This is a genomic window from Natrialba taiwanensis DSM 12281, assembly GCF_000337595.1.
Lineage (GTDB): Archaea > Halobacteriota > Halobacteria > Halobacteriales > Natrialbaceae > Natrialba > Natrialba taiwanensis.
Window position 1 is genome coordinate 37,435 of sequence record NZ_AOIL01000049.1, and the last position, 22,554, is coordinate 59,988.

Genomic DNA, 22,554 nt, shown 5'->3' on the forward strand with positions numbered 1-22,554 from the left:
TCGGCTCATCCGGCCTCCGGAGCGTCTTTGGCCGCTCGCGATGATCCCACTCGCATGACCGATTCCGGATCCGGCTTCGACTCTGAATCCGACCCCGACCCAGATCCCGTTCCCAATCGCGATCCCGATCTCAACCCCAACATTCCGGAGCCCCGCAGTCCGGACCCCGACGAGTTCATCCGACCGTCCGCACTCGTCCTTCCCGCCGTCGCCGAGCCGCCGCTGGCCGAGCGCCGTCCCTGGCTCGAGCGTGCCGACCTGACCGACGCGCTCTCGATTCCGGGCACCGAGACGCCGCTCTACCTGACCGCGGACGGCGTCGCGATCACGACAACTGGAATCGGCAAGAGCGACGCGGCGACGACCGTGACGGCGCTGCTCGCCGCGCCCGCTTTCGAACTCGACTCCGCGTACGTCGTTTCGGCGGGCATCGCCGGCGGGCCGCCCGAGCGGGTCGCCCTCGGCTCCGTCGTGATCGCTGATTCGGTCGTCGACTGGGACCGAAAGCATCGCTGGGATCGGACCCAGACCGGCGCGTCCGACGGTGGCGATGCGCACGGGGATGTCGGTACTGCCGCCGATACCGATCCCGCCGCCGGCCTCGACCTCCTCGCGTACCGCCCGCGCGATTACGTCCACCGCCTCGACACCGAACTCGTGGACGCGGCGCTCGAGGCCGCCGCCGACGCGACCCTCGACTCCGATCCGGCTGCCCGCGCCTATCAGGACGAGTACGAGTTCAGCGACGCGCCGACCGCGGGGCCGACTGTCGAGCGGGGCACGACCGTCTGCGGCGACGAGTTCTGGCACGGCCCGCGGTACGCCCGCGAGGTCGCGTGGCTCTGTGACGCCTACGGCGTCGCGCCCTACCTGACGACCCAGATGGAGGACGCGGCGACGGCGACCGCGCTCGATCGGTTCGGCCTGCTCGATCGGTACCTGAGCGTGCGCGCGGTCGCGAACTACGACCGGTCGGCTCCCGGCGAGACCGTCGAAGAGAGCTTCGACGGCACCGCCGCCAGTCTCGACCTAGCACGCGAGAACGCCGCCCGGGTCGGTCGTACGGTCGTGACTGAACTCGTGGCGAGCGATCCGCTCGGGATCGGGACGGATTCGGCCTGAAAACTTAGACTTCGAGCGCCAGTCCGGACTCGGTCAGGGCGTCCTCGGTCGAGAGGTCGTCGTGGACGACGCCGGAGACGGCGCGGGTGATGGCTTCGGGTTGTTCGTGCTGGAAGATCGACCGTCCCATCGAGACGCCCGAGCCACCGGCGTCCATGACGCCGCGGACCATCTCGACCGTCTCGCGGTCGGTGCCCCGCGACCCGCCGGCGATGACCACCGGCAGGCGCGTCGATTCGACGACGTGCTGGAAGCTCTCGGCGTCGCCGCTGTAGCCCGTCTTGACGAGGTCCGCACCGACTTCCTCGGCGAACCGGACCGCGTGGCCGAGCGACTCTGCATCCGTCGAATCGACACCGGGTCCGCGGGCGTAGGCCATTGCGAGCACCGGAATCCCGAATCGATCCGCCGTCTCGGTAACCTCCGCGAGCTGGGTGAGCTGGTCGGGTTCGTAGTTCGAGCCGACGTTGATGTGGAACGAGACGGCATCGGCCCCCGCTTTGATCGCTTCTTCGACGGTACCGGTCATGCGTTTGTCCTGCTCGTCCGGCCCGATGGTCGTCGAGCCGTTGAGGTGGACGATGTAGCCTTTCCCGTTCTTGTTATCGTGGACGCGGGGGGCGATCCCCTTCTGCGTGAGCACTGCGTCGGCCCCGCCGCGGGTGACGCCGTCGATGGTCGATTCGATGTCTTTGAGTCCCTGGACGGCACCCATCGTGAGGCCGTGGTCCATCGGGATGATTACGTACGAGTCGTCTGTACCGATCCGGTTCAGTCGCGCGTCGAGTCCTGCTGTAGTCATTGCGAGTGTATAGCAAACTTGCGGTTATGGCTGTTCTGGTTCCGGTGCTTCTTCCCGTCCGCGGCGCGCACCCTGCTTGAGTTCGCGCACCTTGGCCTCGAGTTCGTCCGCCGCGGGTGCATCGCCTGCACCGTGGTTGGCTATAATGTCGACGAGCGCGCTGCCGACGATGACGCCGTCCGCGCCGGCGTCGACGATTTCGGCGGCGTGGTCGCCCTCGCTGACGCCGAACCCGACCGCCTTGGGGACGTCGTAGTCGGCCAGGCGAGTTAGGCTGTCGTGGGTTGCGTTCGAGACGTCCGCTCGCGCACCGGTGGTCCCGAGACGGGCCTGGACGTAGGCGAAGCCCGAGACCTGGGACATGATGCGATCGAGGCGCTCGCCCTCGGTCGTCGGCGCGACGATGAAGACGAGGTCGATATCGTGATCGTCACAGGCGTCCCGAAGCGGGCCGGCTTCCTCTGCGGGGAGGTCGGGGACGATGATGCCCGAGAGGCCGGCGTCGGCCGCGCGTTCGACGAACGGACGGACATCGGGCTTGTTCTGCGGCTTCGCCGCGCCAGCTTTCGAGGCGCGTGACGCCTCGCTTGGCCCGTACTGTAGGATCATGTTGTAGTAGGTCATCACCAGCAGCGGGGCCTCGGTCGAGAGGTCGTCGACGAGGTCGAAGAACTGCCCGGGGGTCGTCCCGGCGTCGAGCGCGCGGTTGATCGCGGCCTGGATGGTCGGCCCCTCGGCGGTCGGCTCCGAAAAGGGCAGTCCGAGTTCGATCAGGTCCGCGCCGCCGCGGTCGAGGGCTTCGACGTACGCTTTCGTGTCCTCGAGAGAGGGGTCGCCGGCGGTGATGTAGGTGATGAGTGCGGGGTGGTTCTCGCGGATAGCAGCCTCGATGTCGCTGTCCGTGGTCGCCAGTTGCTCGCCGCCGTCGGCTCGCAGCTCACGGGTCACTTCGTTCCCCGTTCGCTCGGACCGGGACGCTCGCGTCTCGCGACTCATGCGTCGAACACCTCCACGTCCGGCGCGGCGTCGAGGTCACGCTTTTCGGTCTCTTCGAGAACCGTCTCCAGATCCTTGTCGCCGCGCCCGGAGACGTTGACGACGACGAGGTCGCCGAGTTCCTCGTAGTTCTCCTCTAGGTATCCGAGCGCGTGACTCGACTCGAGCGCCGGAATGATTCCCTCCAGGTTCGAAAGGCGATGGAAGCCGTTGAGGGCGGCCTCGTCGTCCACGCTCGTCGGCGTGACCCGGCCGGTCTCGACGAGCCGCGAGAGTTCGGGGCCGACGCCGGCGTAGTCCAGCCCCGCGCTCACGCTGTGGGACTCGACGATCTGCCCGTCGTCGGTCTGGAGGAGCTTCGTCAGCGCACCGTGGAGGACGCCGTCGGTCCCGGTCGAGAGCGTCGCCGAGTTCGGCGCGACGCCCTCCTTCTCGTCGATGTCGAGGCTCGAGCCGCCGGCCTCCACCGCGTAGAGGTCGACGGACTCGTCCGGTACGAACTCGTGGAACGCCCCCATCGTGTTCGAGCCGCCGCCCGCGCAGGCGACGACGCTGTCTGGGAGCCGCCCCGCTTGCTCCTGGATCTGCTCGCGGGCCTCCGCGCCGATGACGGACTGAAAGTCCCGCACCAGTCGCGGGAACGGGTGCGGGCCGACGACGGAGCCGATGACGTAGTGGGTGTTCTCGACGGTGGTTGCCCAGTCCCGAAGCGTCTCGTTGATCGCCTCCTTCAGCGTCCCGCTGCCGGCCTCAACCGGGTTGACCGCCGCGCCGTTCATCCGCATCCGATAGACGTTCGGGCGCTGGCGGTTCACGTCCGTCCGGCCCATGTAGATCTCGCAGGGCATATCGAGATGAGCCGCCGCCATCGCGGTCGCCGTGCCATGCTGTCCCGCCCCCGTCTCGGCGATGATCCGCTCTTTGCCCATGTACTTCGCGAGCAGCACCTGTCCGAGCGCGTTGTTCAGCTTGTGTGCGCCCCCGTGGACGAGGTCCTCGCGCTTGAGGTAGATTTCGCGGTCGTAGCGCTCGCTGAGCCGGTCCGTGCGCTGGAGCGGCGTCGGCCGTCCGCCAAAGTCGCGCATGCGCTCGCTGAACTCGTCCATGAACCCGTCCTCGTTCTCGAGGACGTAGCGCTCGTAGGCGTCCTCGAGTTCTTGGAGGGCGGGCATCAGTGCCTCCGGTACGTACTGGCCGCCGTAGTCGCCGAACGTTCGCTCGCGGTCGGTTCGGTCGGCGGACGCGTCTACGTGGTCTGATTCGGTGTTGCTCATATCTGTGTCTGTGTTTGTGTCTCCGTCTCCGTTTCCGCCGTCGCTCGCACCAGCGCTCGCGTGTTTGCGGTAACGTCGGTGTCGCCGTCGTGATCCATGATCGCGCTGCCGACGAGCAAGGCGTCGGCCCCGGCCTCGCGCATCCGGCGAACGTCCGCCGGTCCCGAGATTCCGCTCTCGGCGATCAGGGTCACGTCGTCGGGCACTTCGGGTGCAACCGACTCGAACGTGTCGAGATCGACCTCGAGTTCGGCGAGATCGCGGTTGTTGATCCCAATGATCTCCGCGCCCGCGTCGACTGCGGCGTCGAGTTCGGCCTCGTTGTGGACCTCGACGAGCGGCTGGAAGCCGCGGTCGCGGGCGGCGGTGACGAGTTCGTCGAGTTCAGCCTCAGAACGCGTCGCGTTCCGGCTGGCTCGCGAATCGGTCGGTTCGCGAACGCCGACGAATCGGGCGATCAACAGGAGTAGATCGGCCTCGACGACGTCCATCCCGGCCTCGTCGAGCACGAAATCTTTCCGAAGAACCGGAACGTCGACGGCCTCGCGGACGCGGGTCAGCGCCTCGGGCGAGCCGCCGAAGTGGGTCGGCTCGGTGAGAACCGAAATCGCCGTCGCCCCGCCCTCGACTATCGCCGTGGCGAGTTCGACGGGGTCGTCCTCGCGAGTGCCATCGCTCGTCGGACTCGTCGGCTTTACCTCCGCGATTACCGGCACGCGACCGTCTCGTTCCGCTCGGTCGATCGCGTCGGTGAGCGACCGGGCATCAACCGCAAGACGGTCGCGCTCGGCGCTGTCGTCGCGCTCGCTAGCGGCTGTAAGGATAGACCGCACCGCCGGTGCGAGCTCCCTACTCTGAGTCATTATTGTACATCAACGTACTCTTTTGTACAAAAACCTTGCGTCATCGGCGGTGCTCACGGCAGTGTGACCGGCGACTATTCAAGGCCGTGTCACCTACGAGCGCGTATGGAGGACGCTACGGACGCCGGTATTTACGCGCGCGAATCGTCGTATCTCGACCGGTACGTGCAACTCGGTGCCGCCAGCGGACGGGTGCTGAGCGTCTCCGTTCCCGACACGCCAGAGGCGAACGCCGAGGCCGACCACCCGGTTCTCGACCGCATCTTCGAGTACTTAGACGGCCTCGATCCCGTCGCGTTCGATGACGTCCAAGTTGCACTGACGGTCCCCACAGACCAGCGGGCGGTCCTCGAACAGGTCCGCGAGATTCCCTACGGCGACCAGCTCGATGTCGAGACCCTCGCGCAGGTCACGCCGACGCTCGACGCCGACGAGCAGTCCGACCACACGACCGTCCGAACGGCACTCGCCGAGAACCCGGCTCCGATTTTGATCCCCGACCACCGCGTCCGTGACGGCCCGAGCGCCCTTCCGCCGACGGTCGAGCAGAAGTTACGGTCGCTCGAGGAGTTGTAACCCGACTAGTCCGATCCCCGATCCGACACGCTCCGTCGCGTCGCCCATTCCAGTTCGAGTCCCTCGTGAACGACGAACTCGAGGGCGTTGATCAGGTAATGTGCGACGACGACCACGAGCAGGCTTCCGGTGGCGATAAACACCGCCGCGAGCACGAATCCGAGCGCGCCCGTAACGGCGACCCCGACCGATCCCTGCATGCCGTGGCCGAGCGCGAACGCGACCGACGAAACGACCGCGAGCAGCCACGGCGACGCGTCGAACCCGGTCGCGAAGACGCCGATCAGCGCGCCGCGAAAGAGCAACTCCTCGAACACGGCGATGATCGGAAGCACGACCAGCAACAGCGTGAGCCAGCCGCCGGTCGAGTCGGGTGCCAGCATCGATCGGAGTTGCTCGTCGTGGTCGAACCCGACCCGCTCTGCGAACGCCGCCCCGAGTTCGTTTGCCGCGTAGAGGGCGATCCCGGCTCCCGTCCCCAGCGCCAGGCCGCTCGCGAGATACGCGAGGCTGAACTCGATCCCGAGCGCGCTCGCCGGAATCGCAGTGAAGAGGATAGCTCCGAGAAGGACGACCAAGAACAGCCCCTGCGAGGCGGCGACGTTCGCCAGGAGCAGTCCCGTCGAGAGGTCGTCGGGATCGAGTTCAGCGCGGCCGGGGTGTCGGTGTCCGTCGTCAGTGCGGATGGACCGATCGTCTCGAGAACTCGACCCGTCGTCGTCGCCCGTCGGCGGCTCCGCGTTCTCGTGCGTGTCCACCGTGCCATCGCCGTTGCTGTCGCCGCGACCGAGCTGTTCGTGGCGGGTACCCGCGTCCGACTCGTCGGTCACTGGGGGCGAACGCTCCCCGAACTCGTCCGCGTCGCTGTCGCGGGTCGCCTGCGGCGCGTCGAACGCTTCGCGTCCATCGTCGGTTTCGGCGGTGTCGCCTGCGGGAGTCTCGGCGTCGGCACTCGAAGAAAACGATGTCTGTGTCAGGTGCGAGAGAACGAGCAAGAGCACGAGGACGACGACGGTCAGCCCCGCAAACGCCGTCCACTGTGCCATTAGTCTCGTCTGTGCTTACTGCGGGCTCGGGTTCGAGCCGCCGGCGGAGCCGACCGACTGTTGCTCGAACGCCGTGCCGGTGATCGACTTGAGACGGTCGAGCAGCGAGTCCTTCTCGGGTTCGCCCTCGAGGGCGACATCCAGGACTTCGCTGATGTTCGAACACGGCACGATGTCGATCATCTCCTCGTACTCGTCTTCGATCATCACGTCCTGTTCGTTCGCTTCGGGGATGATGACCGTGCTGCAGCCGGCCTTGGCGGCGGCCTCGATCTTATGCGTGACGCCGCCGACGGGGAGGACATCCCCGCGGACGGACAGCGAGCCGGTCATCGCGATCGACTGATCGACCGGGATGTTTTCGAGCGCGGAGATGACGGCCGTCGCCACCGTGATGGAGGCAGAGTCGCCGTCGACGCCCTGCTGTCCGGCCTGGACGAACTGGATGTGGATGTCCTTCTCCGAGAGGTCCACGTCGGAGAACTTCTTGATGATCGCGGAGACGTTCTGGACCGATTCCTCGGCCATCTCCTGAAGCTTCCCGGTGGCGATCACCTGTCCGCCGCCCTGTGCGGGCGCGATCTCGGCCATCACGGGGAGCATGATACCGGAGTCCTCGCCCATGACGGCGAGACCGTTGACGCGGCCCTCGACGCCGTCCTCGGTGACCTGCAGCTCGTAGTCTTTGCGCCGCTCGATGTAGTCGTCGGCGAGCTGTTGCTCGATCGAGCGCGAGCGGCCTTTGGCCTGCAGCACGTCATCGCGGGTGGTCAGATCCCGATCCTCGGCGCGGGCGATGTCGCCTGCGACGCGGACCAGTCCACCGAGACTGCGGAAGTGAAGCGTCAGGTGGTTCTTCCGGCCCGACCGACGCTTCGCCTCGAGGAGCAGTTCCTCGACTGCCTCGTGGGTGAAGTGGGGCAGGCGGCCGTCGCGTTCGACCTCCTGAGCGATGAAGCGGGCGTACTTGCGCCGCATCTCGGGCGTATCCTCGATGGTGTCGTCCATGTACACTTCGTACCCGTACCCTTTGATCCGGTTCCGGAGTGCAGGGTGCATGTTCTCCATCGCGTCCAGGTTCCCAGCCGCGATCATGACGAAGTCACAGGGAACGGGCTCGGTCTGGACCATCGCGCCCGAGGAGCGCTCGGACTGGCCCGTGATCGAGAACTCGCCCTCCTGGATCGCCGTCATGAGCTTCTGCTGGGTGCGCACGTCGAGCGTGTTGATCTCGTCGACGAACAGCACGCCCTTGTTGGACTTGTGGATCGAGCCCGGTTCGACGCGGTCGTGAGACGGCGTCTCCATTCCACCGGACTGGAACGGGTCGTGTCGCACGTCACCGAGCAGCGCACCGGCGTGGGCACCGGTCGCGTCTTCGAACGGCGCGGTCCGCTTGTCGCCGTTGTTGACGATCATGTTCGGCACCATCGCGTCCGTACCGCGACTGGTGTACCGGAAGATCAGCCAGATGATCCCCGCTGCGAGAACCCCAAGGAGGATATTGACGGGGCTGATGATCGCATAGCCGATGATGACCGCGATGATGATCCACATCAGGATCGAGCGCATCTGGTTGCGCTTTCGCGCTTCCTCCTTGTGCGCATCGATGATCTGATCACCCTTCCCGGCTGGAACGGTCCGCACCTTCGGCTCGTTCCCGTCGTCCGGGTTGTGATAGACGAGTACGTCCTGTAACTCCTCTTTCGGCAGGAGTTGACTCATCGCCTTCGCCAGCATCGACTTGCCGGTCCCCGGCGAGCCGATCATCATCACGTGACGGCGCTGTTTTGCCGCCTTGATGATGATGTCTCGTGCTTCGTCCTGCCCGATGACCTGATCGACGAGTCGATCCGGAACCTCGATATCTTCCGTCGAGTTGATTTTGAGACCGCCCAGAAGGTCGTCTTCGGCGATCTCCTCGTCTACCTCGACGCCCGGATCGACCTCGACGGAACTGCCGAGATCGTCGACGGTTTCGATATCGTCGGCCTCGTCGCGTTGATTGCCGTCACCGGCAGTATCTTCGTCACCGTCGGTCGGCGATCGTTCTCCCTGACGCTCCGTGGACTGTGACTGCGACTGTGGCGTAGACTCCGGGGGAGACGGCGTCTGCTGAGAGGGCGAGCGCTCACGGTCGCGCTCATCCTGCACACGCTCGGACTCCCGTCCACGCTCACGCTCCTCGTCCTGTGCCTGCTCTTCGCGTGGCACAGTCCCAGAGGCGTCCTCGGGAGGGTCGTCAGCGTTCGTATCGTTGCTCATAGAACTCTGTTCGGTATCTGATTCGAAGGGATTGCCACTGATATACTTTCTCCATATGAAGAACCGCTAGTAGTGCCGAAAACGCCAGTTCTGAGCCATGTGCGCTCGTTTCCGATCCGCCACCGAGTCTGGCCGTCGTCCCGGAACGTGATGGGCACCCAACGGCTCCCGCCCGCTTTCGAGTCGTTTCACCGGTGCCGGTTCGTTCCCACTCTCGATCCGCCCAGTAGTTCTTCCACAGTGCCGTAACTCGTCACGCTTAAGCGTACTGCCCGAACACTGTCCGGCATGACACGGGGGTTCTATATCGGTCGATTCCAGCCCTTCCACAACGGCCACTACAACATGGTCGAACGAATCGCAGCGGACGTCGACGAACTCGTACTCGGCATCGGGAGTGCCGACCACTCACACACCGTTCGAAACCCGTTCACCGCCGGCGAACGGATCATGATGATCACCAAGTCCCTCGTCGACACCGACCTCGTGACCTACGCCGTCCCGATCGAGGACCTCGATCGGAACTCCGTCTGGGTGAGCCACGTCCAGAGCATGAGTCCGGACTTCGATGTCGCCTACTCGAACAATCCGCTCGTCATCCAACTGTTTCGCGAAGCCGGCATCGATATCCGCCAGTCGCCGATGTTCAACCGCGACGTACTCGAAGGCTCGGAAGTCCGCGAACGCATGATCAACGACGGCGACTGGGAAGCCCTCGTCCCCGAAGCCGTCGCCGAAGTCGTCGACGAAACCAACGGTCTCGAACGCATTCAAATGGTCAGCGATTCCGACTCGAACGGGACCTAACCGACTGCAAACGTTCGATACCACCGGAATACGGTCGGTGTCTCTCAGTCGGACCGAATAGTCTCGCCGTCGCAATCCGATCCGTCTGGAGGCAGGACCGCTGCGACGGACCGTTCCGAACACCTTTCCTCAACCGGCGAGTTCACTGTGACATGCTCACGCTCGCATCGGACTTTGGCACGCCGTACCCCGCGGCGATGAAGGGTGTACTGGTGCAGCGAACGGACGCGCGGCTGGTCGATGTCGCACACGATTTCCCCCGGCAGAACGTTCGCGCGGCCGCTTTTTGGCTTCGAGAAGTGCTGCCCTACTTTCCGCCGGCGACCCATCTCGTCGTGATCGATCCCGGCGTCGGCACTGACCGGCGTGCGATCGTGGTTCGCGCGGGTGATCACGCGCTCGTCGGGCCGGACAACGGTGTCTTGCTCCCCGCGGCGCGCCGACTCGCCGACGGCGTCCCGCTCGAGACGTACACGATCGACGAGACGCTCCTCGATCCGGTCGAACCCGCCGGCACCGGTCCGGACGCGACGGCGCTCTCGGCGACCGGCGGTCGAGACGGTCGCGAGGGGCCGGCCAGCGCCACGTTCCACGGGCGGGACGTCTTCGCACCGGCGGCTGCGGGCGTCCATGAAGCCGGTATCGAGGGCATCGACGACCTCGAGTGGCTCGAGCCACTCGCAGACGACCCCGTCGATCATACGCTTCCTACCCCGACGCTTGCGGACGACCGCGCCGCGGGAGAGGTGCTGGTCGTCGACGAGTTCGGAAACGTCATCACGAACGTTCCCGGCGACGTTCTCGCGGAACGAGAGCGGATCGTCGCGAACGGCGACCCCGTCTCCGTTGGAGAAACGTTCGCCGCCGTCCCTGCCGGCGAACGAGTCGCAACGGTCGGCAGTCACGGCTACGTCGAACTCGACGTTAACCGCGGTCGTGGCGATGCGAGCTTCGGGCTCGAACCCGGCGATCGGATCGAACTCGAGCCGATCGACCGCGACGAGGGTTGAGCGGCGAACTGCTCGGTTCCGGTTTCCGTTCGAAGCGTTCCGTGGCGTCTGTTGTGCATCTCGGACCCGTATTGACCGACCGAAAGCGTTCCCTTCGGAGCGTGAATCCAAGGTGCCACAGTGTATGAAAATTATACGATTAATTTGGGAGTAGTTTTAACTTCACTAGGGAAGATATTATATGTGCATGGCTCACGCGTTCTCCTACCCGTGGTGGCTGAGATTTGCCCACTGGTTCAACCTCTTTTTCATGGTTCAACTGTTCCGAAGCGGGTACGAACTGATCATGACCCACCCCCGATTCTACTGGAACGACGACGCCGAACCGGGCGGGGAGTGGCTCCGCGTCGGCGATCGGGAACGGTCGACCGAGTTCGACAAGGACGCGATCGAGGGCGAGGATCTCTGGACCGCAGAGGACGAGATCGATCCGCCGTCAGCACTCATCTCTCTCCCCGGTCGCGACGGTCTCGGACTGGGGCGACACTGGCACTTCTGGGGCGCGCTCGGGTGGATCGTCACCGGCGCGCTCTACGTCGGTGCGCTGGCCGTCAGCGGCGAGTGGGCGCGACTGATTCCGACGTCGATCTCGGTCTTCCCGCAGGCCGCGGGCGATTTGATAACATACCTTCAGTTGCAGGTTCCGCACGCCGAAGGGTACAATGCACTCCAGCAACTGACGTACTTCGGTGTCGTGTTCGTGCTGTCGCCGCTCATGATCGTCACCGGGGTTCTGCAGGCACCCGCCGTCCGAGCGCACTTTCCGGCGTGGTTTACTACCGTTCGACAGCGGGCCCGAAGCATCCACTTCCTCGGCCTTGTCGCGTTCGCCGTCTTCGCGGTCGGCCACGTCGGGATGGTTATCGTGCACGGCTTCTGGTCGGAGATGGCCAAAATAGTCCTCGGGAGTTCGGCCGCATCGATCGATCTGACGATCGTCGCGACCCTCCTCGGCGTCGGAATCGTCGTCGGCTTCTCCGCGGTCGCCAACTGGGCGTCTCTCACCCGCCCGCTGCGGACGCAAAACGCACTCGAGATCGGACTCGATCCGCTGTTGCAGACGTTTTTCCACCACGTGTCCTTCGTCGAGGGCGACGATGTCGACGAGTACTCGGATTTCGCCCGCGTCAACGGCAAACCGCCGCGAAACGACGCGTACCGAAACCACTACGAGAACGACTTCGAAGACTGGACGATCACGGTCGACGGCGAGGTCGAGAACGAACTCGAACTCGACCGGGAGGACATCCGAACGTTGCCGACGGAGCGCCACATTACCCGCCACGACTGCATCCAGGGATGGACGTACTACGCCAAGTGGGGCGGCGTTCCCCTGACCGAGATCATCGACCGCTGTAACCCCCACGAGGACGCCGAGTGGCTCGTCTTCTGGACGCTCGACGAAAAGTGGGAGTACTCCGAGGCGGGTCCGTTCGAGGAAACCGATCCCGAGGTCCCGGAGCGCTACTACGAGGCCATTCGGATGGACAAGGCCCGGGAGCCCCGGTCGATCCTCGCCTACGAGATGAACGACGACGATCTGCCCGTCGCCCACGGGGCACCCTACCGGCTCCGCGTCGAAAGCCAACTCGGCTACAAGATGGCCAAGTGGGTCACCCGCATCGAGTTCGTCGACGACATCGACGATATGGGGAAGGGAAAGGGCGGTTGGCGCGACGACGTGCTCAACTACTTCCCGCACAGCGCCGATATCTGACCACTAGACCGCTTTTTCGCCGCCCCGCTGCACGGCCGGCCTGCCAGTCCGCTATCTCCTCACCCCACTGCCCGGACCGCTGCGTCGACGTTCGGCCCGATCGTCCGCTGCACTCGTCTCGGCCGCGCCGTCCCGCGGACGATCCGATCGACTGAACTCGACGCGACTTCGGACCGCGGCAGCGACCGTGACGGTCGCTTTCGGTCGGTTCGGTCGTTCCAGGACGAGAAACGGCGGTCTCGTCGCGACCGATCACCGCGTGGTCCGATCCGGATCGATGACGATCTCGCCGTCGTCGTGGATCGTAATCTCACACCGGGAGAAGAGAAACGAGACCGAGCCTGCTCGCTCGTCGACTGTACCGTGTCGTGTCGTCTCACACCAGTCGACGACGAGTGCGTTCAGAGCGTCCGGATCGATGCTGTCCGCGAGCGGCTCAAGGGCGGCTGGATCGACGCCATGAATCGACGAGACCGCGAGGGGAAGTGCCGTCGTTACCGGCTCGTACTCGCTTTCATCACACCACATGTGATAGGTCTCGCTCTCGGTGTTGTAATAGACGGTTTGGTCAACCGCCTCGGCGACCGGCGTCAGTCGATCTGAAGAAGCCATGCCGGACATAACGATCGGTAGTCTCGAGTGTTAACACTTAACACTATTGGCCAGTCAGAGTCACCGACACAGTACGGAAACCGAAGAAAAGGTGAGAGCGAGTTATTCCGCGGCGATGACGTCGTCGATTCTGACGATCATCGTCGCAGCCTCAGTCGCACTCTCGATCGCTTCGCGCTTGACATCTGCCGGATCGACGACGCCGAACTCGAGCGGGTCGTCGATGGTCACGTCTTCGCCATCGGTGATCAGGCCGGCACGGCCCTCGGAGTCGTGCGCGGCGCGGAGATCGACGAGCGCGTCGATCGGGTCCTGGCCGGTGTTCGCCGCGAGCGTGCGCGGGACGACATCGAGCGCGTCCGCGAAGGCGGTGACGGCGAGCTGTTTGCGGCCCTCGATACCGGCGGCTTCCTCGCGGATCTTGTTTGCGATGGCGATTTCGGTCGCGCCAGCGCCGGGAACGACTTCACCGGAGGCGAGTGCGGTCGCGGCGACGTCGAGTGCGTCACCGATCGCGCGCTCGAGTTCGTCGACGATGTGTTCGGTACCGCCGCGGACGAAGACGGTGACGGCTTCGGCGGCCGCGCCGCCCTCGACGAACGCGAGGTCGTCGTCGCCGAAGTTTGCGCTGCGGATGCGGTCGGCTTTGCCGAAGTCGGCTTCTTCCAGGTCGTCGAGTGTGCCGACGCGGGTTGCACCGGTTGCGGAGAGGATGTCTGCAGTGTCGCTGCTGCCGACGTTCTCGAAGACGAGGATGCCCTCGTTGGCGAGGAACGTGCTGACGCGGTCGTCAACGTCTTCGGTAGTGACGACGACGTCAGCGCCGCTTTCGGCGACGGTTTCGGCGTAGCCCTGGACTTCGCTTTCCTCGGCGTCGATGGCGGCGTTGAGCTGGTCGATGGAGTCGATGGCGTACTCGGCGTCGACGTCGCCGGTGCGGACGCCGAGTTCAACATCGAGGACGGCGATCGAGGCGTCCTCGATCTCGGTCGGCATGCCCTCGTGGGCGGGCTCCTCGTCGATGACGATACCGGGGACGAGTTCGGTCGCGTTCGAGGAGGCACCGATCTGGGTGTGGACGGTGACGTTCTCGCGGGCGACGCCGTCGTCAGATTCGACGTGGCGGACGGCCTCGACGACCGTTTCGGCGAGCGATTCGGCGGTGAGACCGCCGGTGCCCTTGCCGGTCATGCTGGACTCGGCGACCTGCTTTAGAACCTCGTCGTCGACGGCGGCTTCGCTGATCTGTTCGTCGATGGCGTCGAGGGCAATCTCGGCGGCTTCGTGGTAGCCCTCGACGATGGTCGTCGCATGGACGTCCTGTTCGATGAGGTCTTCGGCCTCCCCGAGCAGGTTGCCAGCGATCACGCCCGCGGTCGTCGTGCCGTCGCCGACCTCCTCTTCCTGGGTCTCGGCGACTTCGACGATCATCTGGGCCGCGGGGTGTTCGATGTCCATCTCGTTCAGGATGGTCGCCCCATCGTTGGTGATGACGACCTCACCACCCGAGTCGACGAGCATCTTGTCCATGCCGCGGGGGCCGAGGGTCGTCCGTACCGACTCGGCGACCGCCTTGCCGGCCATGATGTTGGACGATTGGGCGTCCCGGCCCTGTGTTCGCTGACTATCCTCGCTCATAATGAACATAGGCTGTCCGCCCATGCGTCGCTGTTGTGCCATAGCTGAATCCTCACTAACTATGTCGTCAGCACTTCTATATAAGCGTTTCCCTCTCGCACCCACTCCGTCTTGCGATTCCCTGTATCGCGTGCCCGCGTGACCCGCGCAACGGCGAAGTCGGTAGCAAAATATGGATCGACTCGAAACGATGGGGTGGGATGCTGGAGCTGGAACACGGGTTTCGCGTCGTCGATAGCTATGCACGGCTCACGCCCGATCGACGCGAGCAGCCCCGCGGTCGGTCGATCACCCCCGACCGACTCGAACGGGAGATGCACCAGGCGGGAATCACCAGATCGATCGTCTTCCCGCCGGCAACACCAGAGACGAGCTACATCGCTCCGAACAACGGCGTTGCCAGACGAAGCGTCGACCGTCCGTTCGTCGCGTTCGCTCGCATCAACGGCACCCGCCGCCCCGGTAGCACCGCAACGAATTGCCTCCACAACGCCGTCACTCGCCGCAAAGAGTACCACACGACCCCAGAAGACGTCGAAAAATACGCCTACGACGACCGGTTTCACGGCTTCGTACTCGACCCCCTCACCGACGACCTCCCCGACGAGGACGTCATCGACACTCTGGAGGCCGTCGGCCTTCCCCTGATCGTCCGCGGTGGCGCGGACGCGACGCCAGCTGAACTCGCGGAGACGATCCTCGGCCGCTCGTTTCCCGTTATCATCGCTCACTTCGGCGGGCATCCCCTGGATCGCTCGAAAATGCACGAGACGATCGACCTACTCGCCGAGTTCGACGACTGCTACGTCGAGACGAGTTTCGTCAAGTACCGTGACCTTCTCGAGCGCGCCCTGCTCGAACACCCGGATCGAGTTCTTTTCGGAAGCGGCGCGCCCGCCTGTCATCCGAACGTCGCCGTCATGGAAATCCTCACGCTTGATGTCTCGGAGGACAAACTCTGGCGTGCCTTTTCGAAGAACGCCTGCCGCGTGATCGACGCGCTCGCACCGGACGCCTACGTGTAGCCGGGCCCGCGACGGGATTGGTGCTACGTATAACTGGTTCGACGTATTGGTCTCCGTCGGTTGTCCTCGTCTTCTGCTCTCCGCTCTCTGCCTATCATCTGACCGTCTTTCATCGCCGTTCCGGAACTGCTCCCGTCGCCCTTCGTCCGGTTCCGGTCGCCGTTTCGGTGATCCTCGATTCGCACCTGTAGCTGCACTAACTCGACTGCTGCGAGGAGTGACGCCATTTATGGTCGTGCCTCGATACCCACTACGTATGGACTACGGACGACCCTCCCAATCGCCAGCCCTGCACACGATGCGGTCACACCTCCACGCAATCGATGGGATATAACCTCACCCAGCGCGTCGGCGACCGCCTCGCGATCCTCCGAATCTACTGTTACGGGCTCTGCATGGGCACCGCCGACGCCCTCCCCGGCGTCTCCGGCGGCACAATTGCCCTCCTACTCGGGTTCTACAGCCGCCTGATAACCGCCGTCACTGCCTTCACGCCCGGACGCCTCCTCGACATCCTTCGCGGCTACGATCCCGGCCGCCGCGTCCGGGCACGCGAAGCCCTCCTCGAACTCGATCTCCCGTTCTTGCTTCCGCTCGGCGTCGGCGTGTTCACTGCCATTGCAATCATCGGCAGCGTCGTCACTTCGCTCGCATCCTCACACCCCCTCGCACTCTTCGGGTTCTTTATCGGCCTGATCGCCGCCTCCGCCGTCGTCCTCTTTCGAAGCCTCCCGTTCTCGACCACCGAACACGTCCTCGCCGCGGGCGCTGGTACCGGTCTCGCCTTACTCGTCGCCAGCAACGTCCTCCAACTCCCCGGACAGGGCCCCGTCCGCACCCTCCTTGCCGGCGCTTTCGCCGTCAGCGCCATGATTCTACCCGGCGTCTCCGGCTCGCTCATCCTGATCCTCCTCGGCCAGTACGTCTACCTGATGTCCGAACTACACGCGTTCCTCGACGCGCTTCACGAACTCGTCTCGACGACGGGAACGCTCCAGACGCTCGTCGCTCCGGGCACGACCGTGATCCTCTTCGTCATCGGCGGCGTCGTCGGACTCGTCACGATCGCCCGCGTCGTCCGCGCGTCGCTCGACCGGCACTGGACGCTCACGATGTTGTTCCTCGTCGGCCTGATCGCCGGCTCCGTTCCCGCGCCGCTTCACGAAATCGGCGACACGCACGCCTGGACCCCTGACATCATCTTCCTGACCGTCGTGTGGGCGGCCCTCGGTGCACTCGCACTGTTCGTCCTCGATGAACTCGCTGGCGGGTTCGATCCCGAGTAAGGGGCGAGCAGTATCGGTTATCGATCGCTGATCGGGTCTCGTGCCGACGGAATACCGACTGCGCCCGATCGCTACCGCCGGTCGTACACGCGAACAGCGCGGTCGTGTCTGACCGAGATCCCGTTCGGGTTCCGCTGGGCCGTCCGATCGCCGTAGCGGGCACGAGTTCCGTCTACAAATCCGCGGGCCGCGTTTTGAACCACGTCCGTTCCGTCCGATAGCCACCCCGTCGGCGTTTCCTCACCGGAAACGATTCGTCGAGCCCCGCTGAATCCGTCACGGAGCGCACTGCCGACCGTCCGAGCGACGACCGTCGGTCGCGGGCCGTAGTTCTTCGCAAGCCGATAGGAGAGTGCCCGATAGGTTGTCCCCCAATCGAGTTCAGTCATCGTCCCGCCGTCGGCTCCGAGTTCGGTACGGACGGCCATCTCATGTTGCCAGTTCGTATCGAATCCGAGTCCGGCGATCCGGTGGGCGCAGTCTCGATCGCCGCCGGTTTCGAGGTATTCGTCGAAGCCGTCGAGTGCGTCGAGAACGGTTCGATCGAAGGCGACGTTGTCCCCATTGATAAGCGTGACCGAGCGGCCGGCGATGGTTTGGGTGTGGGGTTGTGCGGGGCCTTCGATTGCGGCGGGGTGGCTGGGTGCGCTGGGGGAACTCGATGTAGTAGCTGTGCTGGCCGTGCTGGCTGAGGTGGTTGTGTCTTCGTCTGTCTCGCCGGGTGGCTGTATCGGTTCCCCTGCTGTAACCGCGGGACCAGTTACCACATCCGTTCCATCCGTGTGTGCCTGCTCGATGGCTTGGAACCAGGTCGGTTCGACGGCGTAGCTGCCGTCGAGGAAGGCGATTACGTCGCCCGTGGCAACGCTGAAGCCGACGTTTCGGGAGACGTTTGCGTTCCGTTCGGAGATCTCGACGAGAACGTCGACATCGGGTCGGTCGCGGACAACACCAGTCGTGCCGTCGGAGGAGGGTCCGTTGACGACGATCACTTCGGTCGCCGCTGGCGTGTGCTCGGCGAGTGCATCGAGACAGGAGAGCAACTGCTCTCGGTCGTTGAGCGTCGAGACGACTACCGAGAGCTCCATACTATGTGGTAGAACACCCGGGGAGTAAAAAGACGATGGGATTACTGCCAGCTATCGTCGCCCACTACCGAAGCCGCGTATTCCAGTACGATACCGACGCTGCATGATCCGTGATTGGATGCCCGCCAAGGGCGCTGTCGATCGACCGAAGCGGTGAGGCGAGCCCGTTCGGAATTGCCCGGTAGAGGCCGTACGGAAGGAGGAAATCGTCTTCGACATCGACCAGCGTCAGATTCGTCTTTGCGAGTAGCGTACTCACCTCGCCCTTCGAATACAGTCGCGAGCCCATCGGCAGCGCCCAGTTGTAGATACTCCGCGAGCTAAAGCGGTTGAACGTATCGAAGACGACCTGTTCGCTCGCCACCCGCCGCATCTCCCGCAAGAACGCCTCCGGATCGTCCGCGAGATGGAAAAAGCGCATCGCGATGACGGTATCGAAGTGGTCGTCCGGAAACGGTAGTCGCCCTGCATCGCCGCGAAGGAACTCGAGTGTCCCTGCGAGTTCAGCGCGCTGTGCTTTCGCTCGCCCTTGGTGCAACATCGCTGCCGAAATGTCGAGTCCGACGACGTCCGCGCCCTGCTCGGCCAGCATAACCGTAAATCGCCCGGTACCACAGGCGATTTCGAGGATCGTACGGTCCTCGACGGGCATAATCGCCTCGAGGACTGCTTGCTTCTCCCGTCGGTCGATCAACTGTCCACCCTTGGAAAAGCGCTTGTCGTCGTACTCCTCGGCGACGTCGTCAGCCTGGTACCACTCCTGTCCTTTCACACTGGGCGAAACTACTGTAGTCGTGGGATAAAACGATACTGGACTCGTTCGGAAAATCCGACGGGTCCGGCCAGTCAAGCGACTGGACGAGGGGTCACCTCCGCTGGTGGGTCGTCGTAGACCGGGAGCCTGTCACTATCACTGTCACTGTCTCTGTTCATCGTGCGTATGGGTTCCATGTATTAATACCACATTTGAACCCCTTATACAAACTTCATTGTTCCTATCTACATATAGGGAAGCTTTACCAGCACTGATTCCGCTCAGAATTGTATGAGCACGAGTACCGCAGAGGATGGCACTGCCGCAGCCGAGGAGGTCCTATCGAAGGACGAATACCGGGACCGTCTTCGCGACCTCCCGCCGAGCGCGAAATTGGTTGCAAAAGTCCTCGAAACCGATTCACCGCTCTCGCAGGGACAACTCGCCGACGAATCGCTGCTTCCAGACCGCACCGTTCGCTACGCCCTCAACCGCCTCGAGGATGTCGGCCTCGTGGGGTCGCGCTACAGCTTCCGGGACGCGCGCAAGCAGGTTTACTACCTCAAGAACTGAAGTCGGCTCCGTTTTGGACCCGCTTCGATACGCACATACAACCCGCCGATGAGACGCACGTATGGACGTTACTCCCTGCGCCGTTCCCGTCTCCACGCGGGCCCCGACCGGCGAAACCACCGCCTATCTCATCGGCGACGACGCCGCGGTCCTCGTCGATCCGGCTGCACAAACGTCCCCATTGGACGAACTCGTCGCCGACCACTCCGTCGAGCACATCCTGGTCACCCACACCCACCCGGACCACGTCGGTGCTGTCGAAACCTACGCCGACACGACGGGTGCGACGGTCTGGGCCAGACGCGGCCGCACCACCCGATTTCAGGAGGCGACCGGCTGTGCGCCCGACCGCGAGTTCACTCCCGGAACCGAACTCTCGCTCGGCGACGGTGACGAGGCGTTCGTCCGTATCCGTGACGCGCCGGGACACGCACCGGATCACGTCGCACTCGAGGTTGGAGACGGCGGCCCGATCGTCTGCGGTGACTGTGCCGTCCGCGAGGGCAGCGTCGTGGTCGGGGCACCGGAGGGTGACATGCGCGCGTACGTAACTACGTTGCGCCGACTCTGGGCGATGGACCCGCCGGTACTGTATCCCGGTCACGGCCCAGTTATCGACGCGCCGCGGGAGACCCTCGAGCGTCTCCTCGCCCACCGCGCCCGGCGCGAACAGTGGGTCCTGACCGCCGTCGAGGGCGGTGCTGAGACGCTCGATGAGATCCTCGCGGCAGCCTACGAGAAGGACCTGACCGGGGTTCGCGATCTCGCGCGGGCGACGGTCCGCGCACACCTCGAGAAACTCGCCGTGGAGGGTCGCCTCTCGTGGGACGGCGCGGTCGCTCGCGCTCGCCGGAGCGACTGACTTTTCCGCCTCGCCGCGTAGCTGTAGGTGTGCCCTCGCTCGAAACCGAACTCGACCGCGCCCGCGAACTCTCCGTCGACGACCTGGCCGACGCCATCGAATCGATCGGCTTCGAGTGCACCCGCTGTGGGGCCTGTTGTACAAGCCACGGCGAGGACGAGCACACGGCGACGGTCTTTCCCGACGAAGTTCGCGAATTACAGGCCGCCAGCGCGGCAGGCGATGGCGCTGACGCTACCGGTTCCGACACCGCCGAACCGGACACAACTGCCGAAGCGCGCGACTGGCGCGACGTCGCCCGGCCGATGCCCTACGGCCTCACCGAGGGCGAGGACGGACCGGAAGGCGAAACCTTCGAATGGGCGCTCCAGACCGGCGGCTGCGGCGACTGCGCCTTTTACGCGGAAGACGACGACGGCGTCGGGGCCTGCACCGCCCACGACGACCGCCCGCTGATCTGTCAGACCTACCCCTTCAGCGTCGCCCTCGACGGCACCAGCCAGCCGATGGGCGAGGCCGTCGACGAAGCCGGCGTCGTCCGCGCCCACGAGTGCGAGGGCCTCGGTCGCGACATCTCCCGCGAGGACGCCGAAGCACTCGCCGCCGCGCTCAAAGAACGCGCCGTTCGTGAACTCGAGGAGGCGATCGACGTTCGTGATGCGTATGCGCCCGCCGATACCGGGGCGGGCGAGGTCGTCGTTCACGACTCCGAGGGTGCGAAACGGCCGGACGGAACGCGACTTTCCAACTAAGTGTCTGTGTGAGTGTGCAGACCGGCGGCCAGTCGATCTGAGGACACGAAACCAACAGGAAATTCACATACGTCTGTGATGGTTTTGCTATGGACATCGCCTGGCAGGATATCAGACACGTCACGAAAGTCGACCCGGCAAAGCCGTTACCGGACGATCCCGGCGTCATCGCGGACACCGATCTCGCGATCGTCGGCGGGTCTGACGACGTGACCGAGGCCAACACCCTCGCGGCGATCCGAGCGATCGACGACATCGCCCCCGACCTCCCCATCTTTCAGGAACCCTACAACGCCACGCAGGTCTCGACCGACACCATCGACGCCGTCGACTCCATCACCGTCCCCGCTGTTTACAACGGCGACCGGGACAACTTCGTCGGCAAACACCTTGACCTCTTCACCGAGGTCGCACGCAAACCCGACGAACTCACGGGCAGTTCCATCCCGCTCGTCGGCGACCTGCTCACGTCGAACGGCGTCGACGCCGTCGCTGAACTCGCGACGAAACTGATCGGAGAGGGGTACGTCGTGCAGAACCTGGATTCGGCGGCAGCGAACGTTTCGGGCGTCGAAACCACGTACATGCCCGACCAGGTCGCAGGTGCGGCGCTCGCGACAGAGACGTTCTACGACTTTCCGATCTTCTACGTCGAGTACTCGGGTACCTACGGCGGCCCGGAAGACGTCACGGCAGCCGCGCGATACCTCGACGAAACGGTACTCCTCTACGGCGGCGGCATCGACACGCGCGAGAAAGCCACTGCGATTCTCGAGGCCGGCGCGGATGCGATCGTCGTCGGCGACTGTTTCCACGACGATCCGGATACTTACCGCGAGACGATCCCGCCCCAATCGTGAGCGTTACGCGAAGAGAACTGACGAACTCGCCAGTGGCTCCTCGGTCGTCGGTTTCGGACCGGACAGCGCGTCACTCTCCGGTAACGGTGACGTTAGAACGTGTCTTCGATAATCTCGCCGACTGCGAAGTTCGACTTGACCTCGGTGACCTCGATCTTGACGCGTTCACCGACATCCGCGCCGGGAACGATGATAACGTAGCCGCGTTCGACGCGGGCAATCCCGTCACCCTGCTTGCCGATATCTTCGATTTCGACGTAGCGCGTTTCACCGACATCGACCGGTGGCTGTGGCTCCGAAGTGGCGGTTTGTGGCTGTGGCTGCGGTTGTGCCGCCGCCGATGCCTCGACCTCACCTTCCTCGCCCTCGCGAGAGATGAGCGCCACACGGTAGACCTCCTCCGGATCGATGTCGCCGGTCTCGACTTCTTGACGTGGTACCTCGATGACGTATCGGTCCTCCTCTGCCGAAACCTCCGTACTGAACAGACACAGGAGTTTTTCAGATATTTCCACAGGTAGACCCTCAATTCCACCTCTGACGCTCATCCGTATTAGAACTACCGACCACGACCGAGAATTTTTCTCCACACGCCCGGTTTCAGCCGCACCGCCACGCGCTCCACT

At 64.4% G+C, this 22,554-nt stretch carries 22 protein-coding genes; 11 read left to right on the forward strand and 11 right to left on the reverse strand.

Annotated elements, in window-relative coordinates; all coding sequences use genetic code 11:
• Positions 1-54 precede the first annotated feature (54 nt).
• A complete protein-coding gene (locus C484_RS13180; protein WP_006826414.1) occupies positions 55-1,122 on the forward strand; it encodes a purine nucleoside permease in 1,068 nt (355 codons plus the stop codon).
• A gap of 4 nt (positions 1,123-1,126) precedes the next feature.
• Here C484_RS13180 and C484_RS13185 read toward each other — a convergent pair whose 3' ends face one another.
• The 4 genes from C484_RS13185 to trpC are packed head-to-tail and all read right to left on the reverse strand — an operon-like array spanning position 1,127 to position 5,057.
• Positions 1,127-1,924, reverse strand: a complete 798-nt coding sequence (locus C484_RS13185; RefSeq protein WP_006826415.1) for a 2-amino-3,7-dideoxy-D-threo-hept-6-ulosonate synthase — start codon at positions 1,922-1,924, stop codon at positions 1,127-1,129.
• 24 nt (positions 1,925-1,948) lie between these two features.
• Positions 1,949-2,920: a tryptophan synthase subunit alpha gene (gene trpA / locus C484_RS13190; protein ID WP_006826416.1), complete on the reverse strand. Its 972-nt coding sequence runs from the start codon at positions 2,918-2,920 to the stop codon at positions 1,949-1,951.
• Positions 2,917-4,194: a tryptophan synthase subunit beta gene (trpB, locus tag C484_RS13195; protein ID WP_006826417.1), complete on the reverse strand. Its 1,278-nt coding sequence runs from the start codon at positions 4,192-4,194 to the stop codon at positions 2,917-2,919. The genes trpA and trpB overlap by 4 nt, the downstream gene beginning before the upstream one ends.
• Positions 4,191-5,057 carry an indole-3-glycerol phosphate synthase gene (gene trpC, locus C484_RS13200; protein WP_049915452.1) on the reverse strand — a complete coding sequence of 289 codons (867 nt, stop codon included), beginning with the start codon at positions 5,055-5,057 and terminating at the stop codon, positions 4,191-4,193. Before trpC ends, trpB begins: the two co-directional genes overlap by 4 nt.
• Positions 5,058-5,162: 105 nt before the next feature.
• On the opposite strand from trpC, the gene C484_RS13205 reads away from it, so the two are divergent.
• Positions 5,163-5,633, forward strand: a complete 471-nt coding sequence (locus C484_RS13205) for an MGMT family protein (protein WP_006826419.1) — start codon at positions 5,163-5,165, stop codon at positions 5,631-5,633.
• Between the two features lie 5 nt (positions 5,634-5,638).
• Here C484_RS13205 and C484_RS13210 read toward each other — a convergent pair whose 3' ends face one another.
• Both C484_RS13210 and lonB read right to left on the reverse strand, forming a co-directional pair.
• Positions 5,639-6,679 (reverse strand): CPBP family intramembrane glutamic endopeptidase, encoded by a 1,041-nt coding sequence (locus C484_RS13210; RefSeq protein ID WP_006826420.1) that lies wholly within the window; start codon positions 6,677-6,679, stop codon positions 5,639-5,641.
• A gap of 15 nt (positions 6,680-6,694) precedes the next feature.
• The gene (gene lonB, locus C484_RS13215; RefSeq protein WP_006826421.1) at positions 6,695-8,944 is read right to left on the reverse strand and encodes an ATP-dependent protease LonB; all 2,250 of its coding nucleotides are present in this window, start codon (positions 8,942-8,944) and stop codon (positions 6,695-6,697) included.
• A 288-nt stretch (positions 8,945-9,232) separates the two neighbouring features.
• Here lonB and C484_RS13220 point away from each other — a divergent pair, with 288 nt between their 5' ends.
• From C484_RS13220 to C484_RS13230, 3 genes are all read left to right on the forward strand, one after another.
• Positions 9,233-9,751 carry a nicotinamide-nucleotide adenylyltransferase gene (locus C484_RS13220; protein WP_006826422.1) on the forward strand — a complete coding sequence of 173 codons (519 nt, stop codon included), beginning with the start codon at positions 9,233-9,235 and terminating at the stop codon, positions 9,749-9,751.
• Between the two features lie 152 nt (positions 9,752-9,903).
• Positions 9,904-10,761, forward strand: a complete 858-nt coding sequence (locus tag C484_RS13225) for an SAM hydrolase/SAM-dependent halogenase family protein (protein WP_006826423.1) — start codon at positions 9,904-9,906, stop codon at positions 10,759-10,761.
• A 187-nt stretch (positions 10,762-10,948) separates the two neighbouring features.
• Positions 10,949-12,478, forward strand: coding sequence for a molybdopterin-dependent oxidoreductase (locus C484_RS13230; RefSeq protein ID WP_083867343.1), 1,530 nt, complete (start codon positions 10,949-10,951; stop codon positions 12,476-12,478).
• A 252-nt stretch (positions 12,479-12,730) separates the two neighbouring features.
• Here C484_RS13230 and C484_RS13235 read toward each other — a convergent pair whose 3' ends face one another.
• Both C484_RS13235 and thsA read right to left on the reverse strand, forming a co-directional pair.
• Entirely contained in the window at positions 12,731-13,099 is a 369-nt protein-coding gene (locus C484_RS13235; RefSeq protein ID WP_049915454.1) for a HalOD1 output domain-containing protein, read from the reverse strand.
• Positions 13,100-13,192: 93 nt separating this feature from the next.
• Entirely contained in the window at positions 13,193-14,737 is a 1,545-nt protein-coding gene (gene thsA, locus C484_RS13240) for a thermosome subunit alpha (RefSeq protein ID WP_006826426.1), read from the reverse strand.
• A gap of 191 nt (positions 14,738-14,928) precedes the next feature.
• On the opposite strand from thsA, the gene C484_RS13245 reads away from it, so the two are divergent.
• Positions 14,929-15,753: an amidohydrolase family protein gene (locus C484_RS13245; RefSeq protein WP_006826427.1), complete on the forward strand. Its 825-nt coding sequence runs from the start codon at positions 14,929-14,931 to the stop codon at positions 15,751-15,753.
• Between the two features lie 323 nt (positions 15,754-16,076).
• Positions 16,077-17,039 (forward strand): DUF368 domain-containing protein, encoded by a 963-nt coding sequence (locus tag C484_RS13255; protein ID WP_006826428.1) that lies wholly within the window; start codon positions 16,077-16,079, stop codon positions 17,037-17,039.
• 71 nt (positions 17,040-17,110) lie between these two features.
• Here C484_RS13255 and C484_RS13260 read toward each other — a convergent pair whose 3' ends face one another.
• Together C484_RS13260 and C484_RS13265 are read right to left on the reverse strand one after the other, a co-directional pair.
• Positions 17,111-18,127: a glycosyltransferase gene (locus C484_RS13260; RefSeq protein WP_006826429.1), complete on the reverse strand. Its 1,017-nt coding sequence runs from the start codon at positions 18,125-18,127 to the stop codon at positions 17,111-17,113.
• A gap of 64 nt (positions 18,128-18,191) precedes the next feature.
• Entirely contained in the window at positions 18,192-18,899 is a 708-nt protein-coding gene (locus C484_RS13265) for a class I SAM-dependent methyltransferase (protein ID WP_006826430.1), read from the reverse strand.
• Positions 18,900-19,172: 273 nt separating this feature from the next.
• Between C484_RS13265 and C484_RS13270 the strand changes: the two genes are divergently transcribed.
• From C484_RS13270 to C484_RS13285, 4 genes are all read left to right on the forward strand, one after another.
• The gene (locus tag C484_RS13270) at positions 19,173-19,454 is read left to right on the forward strand and encodes a MarR family transcriptional regulator (protein WP_006664803.1); all 282 of its coding nucleotides are present in this window, start codon (positions 19,173-19,175) and stop codon (positions 19,452-19,454) included.
• A 61-nt stretch (positions 19,455-19,515) separates the two neighbouring features.
• Complete coding sequence (locus tag C484_RS13275; RefSeq protein WP_006826431.1) at positions 19,516-20,316, forward strand: MBL fold metallo-hydrolase; 801 nt, start codon at positions 19,516-19,518, stop codon at positions 20,314-20,316.
• A 29-nt stretch (positions 20,317-20,345) separates the two neighbouring features.
• Positions 20,346-21,068, forward strand: coding sequence for a YkgJ family cysteine cluster protein (locus tag C484_RS13280; protein WP_006826432.1), 723 nt, complete (start codon positions 20,346-20,348; stop codon positions 21,066-21,068).
• 89 nt (positions 21,069-21,157) lie between these two features.
• The gene (locus C484_RS13285) at positions 21,158-21,928 is read left to right on the forward strand and encodes a heptaprenylglyceryl phosphate synthase (RefSeq protein ID WP_006826433.1); all 771 of its coding nucleotides are present in this window, start codon (positions 21,158-21,160) and stop codon (positions 21,926-21,928) included.
• A gap of 92 nt (positions 21,929-22,020) precedes the next feature.
• On the opposite strand, the gene C484_RS13290 is transcribed toward C484_RS13285, so the two are convergent.
• A complete protein-coding gene (locus tag C484_RS13290) occupies positions 22,021-22,443 on the reverse strand; it encodes a TRAM domain-containing protein (protein ID WP_006110373.1) in 423 nt (140 codons plus the stop codon).
• Positions 22,444-22,554 lie beyond the last annotated feature (111 nt).